Origin of the sequence: Herbihabitans rhizosphaerae (genome assembly GCF_004216555.1) — a bacterium.
Lineage (GTDB): Bacteria > Actinomycetota > Actinomycetes > Mycobacteriales > Pseudonocardiaceae > Herbihabitans > Herbihabitans rhizosphaerae.
This window is the reverse complement of sequence record NZ_SGWQ01000001.1, coordinates 69,764-84,031: the sequence shown is the minus strand read 5'-3', so window position 1 is coordinate 84,031 and position 14,268 is coordinate 69,764. Positions and strand designations below refer to the sequence as shown.

The window sequence follows — 14,268 nt, the reverse complement described above, 5'->3', positions numbered from 1 at the left end:
CTCAGCCCCCGGCGAACGACACGATCAACTCGGCGACGTCGTCCGGCCGCTCCAGATACTGCATGTGACCGCAGTTCAGGCCGGCCGCCTCGAAGTCGTCGCCCAGAGCGTAGCGGCACGCCCGCACGTACTCCGGCGGCACGAACTCCTCCCGCAGCGCCGGCACCAGCAGCGTGCGCACACCCTGCGGCGGCAGCGCGGGCGCCCGGCACATCTCGCTCCACGCGCCAGCCATCGCCGCCGGGCTGTACCTCGGCCGCCACGCGTCACCGTCGCGCACCAGGTTGGCGTCCAACTCGTCCTCGATCACCTCATCGGCCACGTCCGGCCAGCTCCCGCGCTGCTCGGCGGCCGCCTCCTCCCGGGTGGCGAACGAGCGCCAGGCGCCCTCGGCGTTCTTCAGCGCGTCCGACGCCGGCACATGGATCGCCGGATCGAGCAGCACCAGGCCGGAAACCCGTTGCGGGGCAAGCAAAGCGAGGTGCACCGCGACGACTCCGCCGAACGAGTGACCCACCACTGTCACCCGATCGGCCGATTGTGACTCGATCACCGCGAGCAGGTCGGCCGCGTGCTGCTCCAGGGTCCACGGCGGTTCCTTAGGCGACTGGCCGTGGCCGCGCAGATCCGGTGCCAGTACGCGGAAATCGGTCAACCGGGACTCGGCGAGCCGCCGCCAGCGCGCACCGTGTCCGTGCACGCCGTGCAGTAGGAGTAACACCTCACCGTCAGCGCGGCCGTATTCGTGAACATGCAGGGGTTGGGGCACACCAGAATCATCGCATCCATTGGCGGGTCGGTCAGGTTCTCGTCGTACCGGCATGGTTCCATCGCAGCGTGGGCCCGAACACGACCCCGGCGCCCCAGCTGGTGCGGCGGAAACCGGCACGGCGCGCGCGTCCCCGGTGGGACGACGCGGCCGAGGCGGTGCTGTCCGGCGGGCGGCCGTTCACCCGTGTGCTCGGTGGTCCCGGCAGCGGCAAGACCACGCTGCTCGCCGAGGTGGCCGCGGAGCGGATCCTGCACGGTGGCGCCGATCCGGAGAACGTTCTGGTGCTCACCCACTCCCGGCGCGCCGCCGTCGCCATGCGCGCGCGCATCACCGCGCTGCTGACCTCGACCGACGCCCCCGCCGGGAGCCTGCCGCGCACGGTGCGCGAGCCGCTGGTGCGCACCGTGCACTCCTACGCGTTCGCCGTGCTCCGCTCGCAGGCGACGCTGAACGGCGAGCCGAGTCCGCGCCTGCTGTCCGGCCCCGAGCAGGACACGATGATCCGCGACCTGCTGGCCGGTGACCTGGACGGTGGTCTTGATGGGGACGCCGGGGACTGGCCGAGCCGGCTGCGTGCGGCGCTCCCGCTGCCCGGGTTCGCCGCCGAGGTGCGCGACCTGCTGCTGCGCGCGGCCGAACGGGGGCTCGGGCCGGAGGACCTGGTCAAGCTGGGCAAACGGCGCAAGCGCGACGAGTGGGTGGCCGCCGGCGTGTTCTGGCGGCAGTACGAGGAGGTGACGCTGCTGCAGGGCGCCGGCCAGAGCGCGGCGGCACAGGCGGCGGCACCCGCGCTGGACGCCGCCGAGCTGGTCGCCTCCGCGCTGCTCGCGTTCGCCACCGACGAGCGGCTGCTGGCCACCGAGCGGGCGCGCGTGCGGCACCTGTTCGTGGACGACGCGCAGCACCTGGATCCGTTGCAGTACAGGCTTTTGGTGGCGCTCGGCGAAGGCGCGGAGGAGTTCACCCTGGCGGGGGATCCCGACCAAGCGGTGTTCTCGTTCCGGGGCGCGGACCCTTCCCTGCTCGCCGACGCGGACCCGGCCGGCGAGCACACCGTGGTGCTGGGCGTGTCGCACCGGATGCGGCCGGAGATCCAGACCGCCGTCCAGCGGCTCGCCGCCCGGCTGCCCGGTTCGGGGGCCGGCCGGGTGCTCACCCGGGACGACACCGACGGGCCGCCGGGAGCGGTCGCGCTGCACCTGCACCCGTCGCCCGCGGCCGAGGCGGCGTGGGTGGCCGACCAGCTCCGGCGGGCGCACTTGTTCGACGAGGTGCCGTGGTCGGATATGGCCGTACTGGTGCGCTCGGCGAACCGGTCGATCCCCGTGTTGCACCGCGCGCTGGCCGCCGCCGGGGTGCCGGTCGCGATCCCGGACGACGAGCTTCCGCTTGCACGCCAACCCTCCGTGCGCCCGCTGCTCGAATTGCTGCGCTGCGCCGCCGAACCGTCCACTGTGGACGCGTCGACCGCGGCGATGCTGCTGACCTCTCCGCTCGGCGGCGCCGACCCGATCGCTTTGCGCCGGCTGCGACGCGGCCTGCGGCGGCTGGAGCTGGCCGCCGGCGGCGATCGGCCCAGCGACGAGCTGCTCGTCGAAGTTCTGTCCACAGAGGACAAACTGGTGGCCTTGGCGGACTCCGAGGCGGGGCCCGCGCGGCGGCTGGTCGACCTGCTGCGCACCGCCCGCGAGGCGATCGCCGACGGTGCCGGCGTGGAGATGGTGCTCTGGCGGGTGTGGCAGGCCAGCGGGCTGGAGCGGCGGTGGGTGGCACAGTCCGCGCGCGGCGGGCCGCTCGGCGCGAAGGCCGATCGCGACCTGGACGCGGTGGTGGCGCTGTTCCACGCGGCCGAGCGCTACGTCGACCGGCTGCCCGGCACCAGCGTCGCCGGATTCGCCGATTACCTTGCCGCACAACACATCGCGGGCGACTCGCTGGCCCAGTCCGCGCCCACCGGTGACGCCGTCGCACTGCTCACCGCGCACGCGGCGGCCGGTCGCGAGTGGACGGTCGTGGCCGTGCCGGGCGTGCAGGAGGGCAGCTGGCCGGACCTGCGGCTGCGCGGCACGCTGCTCGGCGTCGAGCAACTCGTGGACGATCTGTCCGGAGTGGACAGTGGACCGCTGACCGCCGTGTCGCAGACCGCGCCGCTGCTCGCCGAGGAGCGCCGGTTGCTGCTGGTCGCGGCGAGCCGGGCGCGGCGGCGGCTGCTGGTCAGCGCGGTGCGGGGCGAGGAGGAGCAGCCGTCCCGGTTCCTCGACGAACTGGCGGGCGCCGAAGCGGGTGACGATCTCGCGGACCGGATCGCGGTGGCGCGGCCCGGACGCGCGCTGGTGCTCGCCGATCTGGTGGGGGACCTGCGGCGGGCGGCATGCGACGGCAAGGCCGATCCGGCGCGGCGGCGGCTCGCGGCGCGGCAGCTCGCGCGGCTGGCCGACGCCGGGGTGCCGGGTGCGCACCCGGACGAGTGGTACGGATTGGTGGACGCGTCGAGTGTGGAGGCGCTGCGCGCGCTGGACGCACCGATCGCCGTGTCACCGTCCACAGTGGAGGTTCTGGCGAAGTGCCCGCTGCGCTGGATGATCGAGCGGCACGGGGGAGCGGACCCGGCCGAGCTGCCGTCGGTCACCGGCATGTTGGTGCACGCGCTGGCGCAGGCGGCGGCCGAGGGCGCGGACGCCGAGGTGCTGCGGGTCGAGCTGGACAAGGCGTGGGCGGCGGTGGACGCCGGTGCGCCGTGGTTTTCTCGGCGGGAGAAGCAGCGGATCTACGCGATGCTGGAGACGTTCACGTCGTGGCTTGCCTCCTCGCGCGGTGAACTGTCCCAAGTGGACATCGAGCGGGACGTTTCCGTTGAGCTGCCAACTGATCCGCCGGTGACCCTGCGTGGGCGGGTGGACCGGCTGGAGCGCGACGCGGACGGTCGGCCGGTGGTCGTGGACATCAAGTCCGGCAAGTCGCCGGTGACCAAGAAGGACGCCGAGGCGCACCCGCAGCTCGCGGTGTACCAATTGGCGGCGGCCTACGGCGCGTTCACGTCGCTCGGGCTGGATCAGCAGCCGGGCGGCGCGCGATTGCTGTACGTGTCCAAGAAGGACAAGAAGACGGGTGCGGCCGAGCGGGTGCAGCCGCCGCTGGACGCCGACACGGGACGGATGTGGCTGGACGTCGTGCGCGACGCCGCCGCGTCCAGCGCCGGCCCCGAATACGCCGCCCGGGAGAACTCCGACTGCGACCGCTGCCCCGCGCGCACCAGCTGCCCCCTGCACCCCACCGGCCGCCAGGTACCCGAGTGACAGTCGTATACAACCGATCCGCGTCGGTTCGTGAGTGTGACCGCAACACCGCGCACGGCCTTACGTGGACCACCCTCACGTTTCGGAGCCCCTGTTGATCTCGGCTGACCTGGGTTTTCTCCGTGGCCTGTGTACTTTAGCGGGCTAAAGTACGCGGACGGGTGCTGGTGTGATTGTCAAGCTTCGGGTGGCACCTCGTCGTTCGGCTGTGCGAGTGCGTTTCGCAGTGGGGTGGTCCAAGTTGGTCGGGGTACCGTACGAGGCGTGGGCGTGCTCAGTTCGTTCCGGGCGGTGAGTGACGCGGGAAATGTCGCGGCACAGTTGATCGCTGGGAACGAACGGCTTCGCGACGTCTGGCGATTCGCCGTAGTGCAGATGCTCGATGACTATCGAAGCGTGTTGCGGCACAAGGGAATCGACGCGGCCAGCGCCATGTGGAGGGATGCACCCGAACCGGTGGGCGACCTACGCGCGGACGCGGCGTTCGCGGCACTCGCCGAGCATCTGGCTCGGCACGATGGGTGGCCGGTGCCGAGATGGGCGAGCGACCCGGCGCGCGAGGCGCTCCCGTGGTGGTTTGTCACCGAATTGCGCGGAATGCACCCCCGGGCACTTGTCGAGTCGCCGGCATCGTTCCGCAAGCGGGGTGTGTGCATCACCTCCGATGCGTTGGAGCGCGTGTGACTCTGGTCAGTCCCGCGGAGATCGCGGACGCGCTCGGGTTGCCGCCGCCGACGGACGAGCAGGCGGCGGTGATCGCGTCGCCGGTGGAACCCGCACTGGTCGTCGCGGGTGCGGGCGCTGGCAAGACGGAGACCATGGCGGCCCGCGTCGTGTGGCTGGTGGCCAACGGAATCGTTGTGCCAGAACGGGTTCTGGGCCTCACGTTCACCCGCAAGGCCGCGCGCCAGCTCGCCGACCGGATCCGCGCGCGGCTGCGCCGGCTGGCCGGGTCACAGCTGCTCGACAGGGTTGACCCGGGTGGCGAGATTCGGGCCGCCGTCGTCACCGGCGAGCCGACCGTGTTGACTTACCACGCCTACGCCGGCCGGATCGTGGCCGAGCACGGGCTGCGGCTGCCCGTCGAGCCGGGCGCGCGGGTACTCACCGAGACCGCGTCCTGGCAGCTCGCGCACCGCGTGGTGTCCACCTGGACCGAGGACCTGGACACCGATCGCGTCCCGATGACGATCACCAAGTACCTGCTGCAACTGTCCGGCGAGCTGAACGAGCACCTGGTCGATCCGGACGCGCTGGTTCGGCACGCCGAGGCGTTGTGCTCGCTGATCGAGGCGGCGCCGCGCGGTCCGAAGCAGCGTTCCGACATGACCGTGTATCTCCGTGAAGTCATTGCCGCACAACAACTCCGCACCGCGATGCTGCCACTCGTGGAGGCATACGGCGAGCGCAAGCGGCGCGAAGGAGCGGTGGACTTCGCCGACCAGATGGCCATGGCCGCGCGGCTGGCGTCCGAGCACCCGGAGGTGGCGCGCGGCGAACGCGAGCGCTACGGCGCCGTGCTGCTCGACGAGTACCAGGACACCGGGCACGCGCAGCGCGTCCTGCTCCGCTCACTGTTCGGAGTGGACAGTCCACAAGAGACGAAGCTGCCGGTCACCGCGGTCGGCGACCCGGCCCAGGCGATCTACGGCTGGCGTGGCGCCAGTGCGGCCAACCTGCCCCGATTCACCACCGACTTTCCCAAGCGGGACAAGGGAAAGCTGTCACCGGCCGAGCGCTACGGGCTGCTCACCAGTTTCCGCAATCCGCCCGAGGTGCTGGAGCTGGCCAACGCGCTGTCGCAGCCGCTGCGCGAGGCCGGCATGGACGTGGACGAGCTGCGGGCGCGCGCCGGCGCACCGCCCGGCGACATCCGGTGCGCGCTGCTGTCCGACGTCAACGAGGAAGTCGACTGGATGGCCGACTCGCTCGCGTCCCGCTGGCACGACGTCCAGAGCGAGACCGGCCGCCCGCCGACTGCCGCAGTGCTGGTGCGTCGCCGCGCCGACATGGCCGACATCGCCGCCGCGCTGCGCAAACGCGGCCTTCCGGTCGAGGTGGTCGGGCTCGGCGGACTGTTGGACGAGCCGGAGATCCGCGATCTGGTCAGCACGCTGCGGGTGCTGGTCGACCCGCTCGCCGGCACCGCGGCGATGCGCCTGCTGGCCGGATCCCGCTGGCGGCTCGCCGCGCCCGACCTGGCCGGGCTGTGGCGGCGGGCGGCCGAACTCGCCGGTGTGCCGAACCGGCGCGCGGCCGGGGAGCGAGCCAGCGTCGAGGAGATCATGGCCGACGCGACCCCGGGCGAGGGCGCCGAGCAGGCCGGACTCGTCGACGCGCTGGACGATCCCGGCCCGGCCGAGCGGTACTCGCCGGACGGCTACCGCCGGGTCCGCTCGCTGGCCGCGGAGCTGGGCGCGCTGCGGCGACGCCTGCACCAGCCGCTGCCCGAACTGGTCGCCGACGTCGAGCGCACCATGCTGCTGGACATCGAGGCGAGTGCGCGGCCGGGCGGCGCGCGACGGGCACATCTGGACGCGTTCGCCGACGTGGTCGCGGACTACGCGACGGCGAGCCCGTCGGCGACGCTGCGCTCGCTGCTGGACTACCTGGCCGCCGCGGAGAGCGCCGAGGACGGGCTGGAACCCGGCGAGGTCGAGGTCGCCGAGGACCGCGTGCAGGTGCTCACCGTGCACTCCGCCAAGGGCCTGGAGTGGCAGATCGTGGCGGTCCCGCACCTGGTCAGCGACGTCTTCCCGAGCCGAAGGCAGTCGTCGTGCTGGCTGCGCGCGGTCACCGAGCTGCCGGCCGAGCTGCGCGGCGACGCGATCGACCTGCCGAGGCTGCACCTGCCCGACGGCGCCGATCGCAAGGAGATCGAGGAGACGCTGAAGGAGCACAACGACGACTTCGGCGAGCGGCAGCGGGTCGAGGAACGGCGGCTGTGCTACGTGGCGGTCACCCGGGCCGAACGCAGCCTTCTCGTGTCCGGCCACTGGTGGGGGCGGACCGGGTCGAAGCCGCGCGGGCCGTCGGAGTTCCTCACCGCGCTCGGCACCTATCTGTCCACTGTGGACCTCGTGGAGCACTGGGCCGAGGAGCCGGCCGAGGACGCGGAGAACCCTTTGCTGGCAAGGAATCGGACCACCTCCTGGCCGGTCGACCCGCTCGGCGAGCGACGGCTGGCGGTGGCCGAGGGCGCGGCCATGGTGCTCGAGGAACTTGGCGCGCTGCCGGACGGCGACCTGCGCCTGTTCGAGGTGGACGACGCCGACGACGAGCAGGGCTGGGTGCGCGACACCGACGTGCTGCTCGCCGAGCGGGCCGCGGCACTGAACCGGATCGAGCACGTCGACCTGCCCGAGTCGCTGTCGGTGAGCCAACTCGTCGAGCTCGCCGGCGACCCGGACGCGCTGGCCCGGCGGCTGCGGCGGCCGCTGCCGTTCCCGCCGAACGCGGTGGCGCGCAGGGGAACCGCGTTCCACACCTGGCTGGAGAAGTGGTTCGGCGCGACCCGCCTGCTTGACCTGGACGAGCTGCCCGGTGCGGCCGATGCCGGTGCGACACCGGACGATTCGCTGGACGTGCTGCGCGAGGCGTTCCTGGCCAGCGTGTGGGCGAACCGGGTGCCGCACGAGGTGGAGGTGCCGTTCTCCACCGAGATCGACGGGATCGCCGTGCGCGGGCGGATGGACGCGGTGTTCCGCGACGAGGACGGCGGCTGGACCGTGGTCGACTGGAAGACCGGCCGGGTGCCGTCGTCCGACGCGATGCCGGCGTTGGCGGTGCAGCTCGCGGCATATCGGTTGGCCTGGGCGGCGCTGTCGGAAACTCCGTTGGACAAGGTGCGCGCCGCGTTCCACTACGTGCGGCACAACCGGACCGTCTCGCCGGCGGATCTGCTGGACGGAGAGGGTCTTCGTGCCCTGCTGCGAGGCGTTTCGAGCGCCTAGATTCCTTCCACGGGGATGGGAGGGCGACATGAAATTCGACGGTTTCGGCCGGATCGGATCGCAGCATTCGGGGAAGGTGCTGGACGTCGCGGACGGGTCGGTGGAGTCCGGCGCGATCGTCCACCAGTGGACGACGGTCAACGACGCGGGCAACCAGTTGTTCCGGTTGCAGAAGTTGAGCAGCGGGCTGTTCCGGATCATGGCGCAGCACTCGGGGAAGGTGCTCGACATCGCGGGCGGATCGGTGGACAGCGGCGCGCGGGTGATCCAGTGGGACTGGCACGGCGGGCCGAACCAGTGCTTCGCTGCGGAGGAAGTGGGCGGCGGGGTGTTCCTGTTGCGCGCCAAGCATTCCGGCAAGGTGCTCGACGTGGCCCGCGGCTCCAGGGATAACGGCGCGCAGATCATCCAGTGGGACGAGCACGGCGGCCCGAACCAACAGTGGCGGTTCCTCAAGCGCATCGACTGACCGCGAGTCCCGCGCCCTGCACCGGTGAGTCCCGCGCCCTGCACGGTGCACAGCGCGGGACTCGGGGTGTCTGAGCGCGGGACTCGCGCGTTCGCGCACGCGGCTGGGCTACGCTGCGCCCGTGATCCGTCCGAAGTCGCCGGTCGACCAGCTCACCGACCGCCCGGATCACTCCCTGGTCGGAGTGATCCGGATGCCGGAGACGACCGTCAGCCCGGTCACCTCGATCGTGCGGCGCGTGCTGTACGCGGTGTTCGCGCTGTTCGCCGCCGTCATGCTGGTGTACCTGGACCGAGGCGGCTACCGGGACAACAACGGCGACGGCGTCTCGCTGCTCGACTCGATCTACTACGCGACCGTCTCGCTGTCGACCACGGGATACGGCGACATCACGCCGGTCAGCGAGACCGCGCGCCTGGTCAACGTCCTGGTGATCACGCCGCTCCGAGTGCTGTTCCTCATCGTGCTGGTCGGCACCACCCTCGCGGTGCTGACCGAACGATCACGACAGGCATTCAAGATTCAACGGTGGAGGTCGAAGGTGCGGGACCACGTGGTCGTCATCGGGTACGGCACCAAGGGCCGCTCCGCGATCAGCACGCTGCTGTCCGACGGGCGCAAACCCGAGCAGATCGTGGTCGTGGACACCGACCAGAACATGCTCGACTCGGCGTCCGCGCTCGGGCTGGTGACCGTGCACGGCTCCGGCACCCGCTCGGACGTGCTGCGGGTGGCCGGCGTGCCGAACGCGACGGCGATCGTCGTCGCGTCCAACCGGGACGACGCCGCCGTGCTGATCACCCTGACCGCGCGTGAGCTGAACCCGAGTGCGCAGATTGTCGCGTCGGTCCGGGAAGCCGAGAACGTGCACCTGCTGCGCCAGTCCGGCGCCAGCTCGGTGGTGGTGTCCAGCGAGACGGCCGGCCGGCTGCTCGGCATGGCCACCAAGACACCGACCGTGGTGGACATGGTGGAGGACCTGCTCACGCCCGAGGCCGGTCTGGCGATCGCCGAGCGCGAGGTCGAGCAGTCCGAGGTCGGCGGGTCGCCGCGGCACCTCACCGACATCGTGCTGGGCGTGGTGCGCGACGGGACGCTGTACCGGGTCGACCACCCCGAGGCGGACGCCGTCGAGGCCGGCGACAAGCTGCTGTACGTGAAGAAAGTGACCCCCGCGTCGGACCGGTGATGTCACACCTTTGAGGGTGCCCCCGTCTCCTTGGTGACGGTGGAGCGATCCGAGGAGGAGACATGACGAACGTGGAGGGGCACCGGGTGGTGGTCCTGGGCGGCGGGTACGCCGGGCTGGTGACCGCGCATCGGTTGGCGCACAGGGGATCCAAGGCCGGCGTGTCGGTCACGCTGGTCAACGCGGGGCCGGACTTCGTGGAGCGGATCAGGCTGCACCAGATCGCCGCCGGACAGCCCGTCGGCGTGCACCCGCTGGTGGACGTGCTCGACGGCAGCGGCATCGACGTGCGGGTCGGCATGGTCACCGGCATCGATCCGGACGCGCGGACGGTCGCGGTCCAGGGCCAGCCTGAGATCGGCTACGACACGCTGGTGTACGCGCTCGGCAGCATGATCGACAAGTACGCGGTGCCGGGCGTGGCCGAGCACGCGGTGACGCTGTCCGATCCGGCCTCCGCTGCCGGCATCGCGATGCGGCTGCGGTCGATCGCCGAGCGCGGCGGCACGGTCGTGGTGTGCGGCGGTGGGCTCACCGGCATCGAGGCGTCCACCGAGCTGGCCGAGACCTACGACGGGCTGACCGTGCGGGTGATCACCAAGGGCGAGCCCGGCGATTGGCTGTCCCCGCGCGCCCGCCGCTACCTGTGCGAACAGTTCGACCGTCTCGGCGTGCTGGTCACCCCGAACGCGCCGGTGGCCAAGATCGACGCGGACGGCGTGCTGCTCGACGACGGCGAACGGGTCGATGCCGACATGGTCGTGTGGTGCGGCGGTTTCACCGTGCCGCCGATCGCCGAACGGGCCGGGTTGGAGGTCAACCGGAACGGGCGGATCGTGGTCGACACGACGCTGCGGTCGGTCTCGCACCCGGAGGTGTACGGGGTGGGCGACGCGGCGGCCGTGCGGGGCGAATGGGGCGACGAACTCGCGTACGGCTGCCGTTCTGGCGGGTTCACCAGTCCGTACGTCGCGGACGTGATCGCGGCGCGGCTGGCCGGGCGGGAGCCGAAGGAGTTCCGGTTCCGCTACATCCAGCAGTGCGTCAGCATCGGACGCAAGCGCGGTCTGGTCCAGTACGTCAACGGCGCCGACGAGAGCCCGAAACGCGCGATGCTGGGTGGCCGGAAAGCCGCGTGGTACAAGGAAATGGTGTGCCGACTGGCGGCCTGGACGGTTCGCCACCCCGGCCCTTATTTGGGGCGCCCGACGTTGTGAACGAGCACACCGAGGTGTTCCAGCGGCATCGCGGCGCGGTGTTCGGCGTCGCGTATCGGATGCTGGGCACCGCGAGTGAGGCCGAGGACGTGGTGCAGGAGACCTGGCTGCGCTGGGACCGCGCGGATCGGTCCACTGTGGACGATCCGCGCGCCTACCTGACCAGGATCGCGGCGCGTGCCTCGCTCGACCAGTTGCGGCGCGCGCGGGCCCGGCGGGAGACCTACGTCGGGCCGTGGCTGCCCGAGCCGCTGCTCACCGGGCCGGACGTGGCCGAAGGAGTGGTGGACGACGCGGCGACGGCCGAGTCGGTATCGGTGGCGCTGCTGGTCGTGCTGGAGACGCTGTCGCCGCTGGAGCGCGCGGTGTTCGTGCTGCGCGAGGCGTTCGGCATGGCCTACGGCGAGATCGCCGAGACCCTCGGGCGGTCGGCGACGGCGGTGCGCCAGCTCGGGCATCGCGCGCGCGAGCACGTGCGGGCGCGGCAGCCCCGGTTCGACGCGGACGACGACGTGCGGGCAGCGGTCACCCGGCGGTTCCTGGACGCGACGATGACCGGCGACATCGCGGCGCTGCTCGCCATGCTCGCCCCCGACGTGGAGTTCGTGGGCGACAGCGGTGGTCAGGTGCGCGCGCCGAAGCGGATCGTGCGCGGCTACGAGCGGGTCGCGCGGCTGATGGTCGCGATCAGTCCGGACATCCCCGCCGGTACCGAGGTCGAGTATCGCGAGGTCAACGGCGGGCCGGCGGCGGTGTTCGTGCTGGACGGCGCGCCGTACGCGGTGGCCGTGCTGGAGGTCGACCCTGAGACAAGTCTGATCGCGCGCGCGAACTTCGTCGGCAACCCGGACAAGCTGACCGCGCTCGCCGCGAGCTGGCGGTAGGTGGAAAGTCGCGAAAACACTCCCAGCGCCGCACCGGTGTCGCTACGGTGTGTTCTACGACACATGCGCCGTTGGCGCTCGGAGCTGGGGGGCTTCATGGCAGTCGACTACTGGATTGATCCGGACCTCGTCGAACGCGGTATTCGCGAGGTCATCGACCCGATGATTCGCCTGCTCACGCGGGCCAGTGACGAGATCAAGAGCGCGACCGGCGATGGTCTCGAGAAGGTGCTCCCGCCCGTCGACCTCGCCGCCTCGGTCGCCATGCTCGCGGAGTTCAGCCTGGCACACGCCAAGATCCTGGAAAACCAGCGCGCGGGCGTCGCCGCCATGTGCCAGTTTCGCGAATTCCTGCAGTTGGCCGTCGACGAGTACCGGGCGCAGGAGCAGAAGCACGGCGATACCTTCCGCCGGCTTGGACGATGACTGGGGACGGAATGGCTGAGAAGTTCGACCCGGACGTCGCTGACGAATTGCCGTGGCTGAAGGAGGAAAAGGACGAGATCGTCAAGAGGATCGGCGAGTTGCACGAGGTGTTCCCCAACGCATGGCTTCTCGGTTTCTGGATCAAGCGGTACTACCGAATGGAGCCGTCCGATGGCACGATTCCGGGAGCACCAGGATCGAATCACGTCTTCGATGACTTCTTCGACTGTCTGCGCTTCGTTCTCCCGCCGAGCCGGGAGCTGATCGAGAAATCCCACGACACCATGGTCTACGGGTCCGGGCATACGATGGACTGCATTCCGGAGCTCACCAACGGCATCGCCGCGATGCACAAAGGGTGGTCCGGTGACGCCGCGCTGGCGGTCGGTGATCTCGCGACACGGTTCCAGAACTACATGGAGGACCAGGCGAAGGTCACGTTGCGGCTGGCCGAGTGCATGACCGCGTACCTCGGAATGGTCGAGGGTGCGCGCCGGTCGCTCAACGACATCATCGACAGGGCGATCCAGGCGTTCATCGACGAGGAGGAGGCCGATGAGGCGGCGCTCCTCAGCGTCATCATCACGGCGATCGTCGGGGTCGCGACCGCCGCGGTGACATTGGGCGCCTCGGCGATAGGAACCGCGGCGACTCAAGCGTTCTCGAAACTCCTGATGACAGAAGTACTCAAGACCGCGATTTCCACGGCTGGAACCACCGCGAGCAACGCGATCGGCGGTACCGACCCCTATAAAATCGGCGACCAGTATCTCGAGGCGGTCGCGTCGGTACAGGGCGACGTGACGACGGGAATCTCCGAAACAGTCAGTCCGGAACTCGGCGAGATCATCAAGGCCGTTCCCCGACCGCCGAAGATGGATATCACCGAGGAGGACCTCGGGAATCGATCGGACGCACCGAACTAAAGAGGAGTTCGCGATGTCGGCACCTCAGTCACCGAACGAACTCGAGCGGCGGTCGATGCGGCTCCTCGCGCGGGCGGAGGCGAGGGACAAGGCGTTCGTGGAGGCCGAGCAGCGGATCGGCGCTGTCTCCGGGGAGGCCTCCTCCCTGGACGGATCAGTGCGGGCGACGGTGGACCCGTGGGGCACGCTCACCGCGCTGCGCCTGGACGACCGAACCGCGCGCCTGCCGAGAGCCTCGCTGTCCGATGTGATCGTCGAGGTCGTGCGGCAGGCGGCCGAGAAGGCGCGGACCGAAGTGCGTTCGGTCCACAAGGGACTGGAGGACGCCGGGTTCACCAAGCGATTGCCGCTGGACGCGCTGGGGCCGGCGCCGGCCGCCGAGCCCGATGTGCCTCGCCGCCGCGCGACCGGTGGGGACGAGCCGTCGGCCGTGTTCGACGAACAGAACTGGTGACCGCGCTCAGGCGACCATGTTGGACCCGGCGGTCCAGGTGTTGCACGCGCCGGAGTGGTTCTTGGAGTAGCCCCAGTCGACCCAGGTCTTGTTGAGGCGGGGCGCGCCGTGATCGCGTAGCGGGTACTGCGGCCAGTCGCCTCGGTTGCCGGAGTCGGCCAGGCCGTCGTTGACCATCTGACGGCTGACCCCGCCCCGGCCGCCGAGTGCGCCGAGTGCCATTCCGCCGAAGCAGGTGGCCTGGAGTTCGGATCGCCGGGACAATTCCAACCCGCGCGCGGAATCGGAGTCCACGGCGTACCGCTGATTCCAGTACGCCTTGTTGATTCCGCTCATGTTCTGCACGTGATGACCATACTCGTGGGCCAACTGTCCCAGGTGGACACCCGATTTCATGCCGAATTCCGAGTACTTCGGGTACGTCCAGTAGATGGTGTTCTCCTGGCCGCAGTACATGGCGGTCTCGGTGCCCCGCCGAGTGCCGCAGTCGGAGTTCACGCTGCCGGTGACCATGACCAGTCGCGGGCTCGTGTGCGGCAGGCCGGCCGCCTGCAGCACCGGCGCCCAGGCCTGGTCGAGGCAGTGGATCGCGGCGACGAAGTACGCCTGCTGCGTGCCGACGTCGGTACCGAACCGGGGAAGCGCGCAGGTCACGGCGGGTAGGCCGCGCCCGTTCACCATG

12 protein-coding genes are annotated in these 14,268 nt (G+C 70.8%); 10 read left to right on the top strand and 2 right to left on the bottom strand.

What is annotated here, in order from left to right; all coding sequences use genetic code 11:
* Position 1: 1 nt before the first annotated feature.
* Positions 2-823 (bottom strand): alpha/beta fold hydrolase, encoded by an 822-nt coding sequence (locus EV193_RS00380; RefSeq protein WP_130341916.1) that lies wholly within the window; start codon positions 821-823, stop codon positions 2-4.
* 14 nt (positions 824-837) lie between these two features.
* Between EV193_RS00380 and EV193_RS00375 the strand changes: the two genes are divergently transcribed.
* From EV193_RS00375 to EV193_RS00330, 10 genes are all read left to right on the top strand, one after another.
* The gene (locus EV193_RS00375; protein WP_242613066.1) at positions 838-4,068 is read left to right on the top strand and encodes an ATP-dependent helicase; all 3,231 of its coding nucleotides are present in this window, start codon (positions 838-840) and stop codon (positions 4,066-4,068) included.
* A gap of 264 nt (positions 4,069-4,332) precedes the next feature.
* Positions 4,333-4,752, top strand: coding sequence for a hypothetical protein (locus EV193_RS33890; protein ID WP_165401155.1), 420 nt, complete (start codon positions 4,333-4,335; stop codon positions 4,750-4,752).
* Complete coding sequence (locus tag EV193_RS00365) at positions 4,749-8,021, top strand: ATP-dependent helicase (protein WP_423202115.1); 3,273 nt, start codon at positions 4,749-4,751, stop codon at positions 8,019-8,021. The genes EV193_RS33890 and EV193_RS00365 overlap by 4 nt, the downstream gene beginning before the upstream one ends.
* 28 nt (positions 8,022-8,049) lie before the next feature.
* Positions 8,050-8,490, top strand: a complete 441-nt coding sequence (locus EV193_RS00360) for an RICIN domain-containing protein (protein ID WP_130341915.1) — start codon at positions 8,050-8,052, stop codon at positions 8,488-8,490.
* A 193-nt stretch (positions 8,491-8,683) separates the two neighbouring features.
* Complete coding sequence (locus tag EV193_RS00355; protein WP_130342814.1) at positions 8,684-9,679, top strand: potassium channel family protein; 996 nt, start codon at positions 8,684-8,686, stop codon at positions 9,677-9,679.
* 62 nt (positions 9,680-9,741) lie between these two features.
* The gene (locus EV193_RS00350; protein WP_130341914.1) at positions 9,742-10,896 is read left to right on the top strand and encodes an NAD(P)/FAD-dependent oxidoreductase; all 1,155 of its coding nucleotides are present in this window, start codon (positions 9,742-9,744) and stop codon (positions 10,894-10,896) included.
* On the top strand, positions 10,893-11,780 hold the full coding sequence (gene sigJ / locus EV193_RS00345) for an RNA polymerase sigma factor SigJ (RefSeq protein WP_207222443.1): 888 nt from the start codon (positions 10,893-10,895) through the stop codon (positions 11,778-11,780). The genes EV193_RS00350 and sigJ overlap by 4 nt, the downstream gene beginning before the upstream one ends.
* 96 nt (positions 11,781-11,876) lie before the next feature.
* Positions 11,877-12,206, top strand: coding sequence for a hypothetical protein (locus tag EV193_RS00340; RefSeq protein WP_130341912.1), 330 nt, complete (start codon positions 11,877-11,879; stop codon positions 12,204-12,206).
* Between the two features lie 11 nt (positions 12,207-12,217).
* Positions 12,218-13,132 carry a hypothetical protein gene (locus EV193_RS00335; RefSeq protein ID WP_130341911.1) on the top strand — a complete coding sequence of 305 codons (915 nt, stop codon included), beginning with the start codon at positions 12,218-12,220 and terminating at the stop codon, positions 13,130-13,132.
* A gap of 13 nt (positions 13,133-13,145) precedes the next feature.
* Positions 13,146-13,586, top strand: a complete 441-nt coding sequence (locus tag EV193_RS00330; protein WP_130341910.1) for a YbaB/EbfC family nucleoid-associated protein — start codon at positions 13,146-13,148, stop codon at positions 13,584-13,586.
* 6 nt (positions 13,587-13,592) lie between these two features.
* On the opposite strand, the gene EV193_RS33885 is transcribed toward EV193_RS00330, so the two are convergent.
* A complete protein-coding gene (locus tag EV193_RS33885) occupies positions 13,593-14,267 on the bottom strand; it encodes a neutral zinc metallopeptidase (RefSeq protein WP_242613065.1) in 675 nt (224 codons plus the stop codon).
* Position 14,268 lies beyond the last annotated feature (1 nt).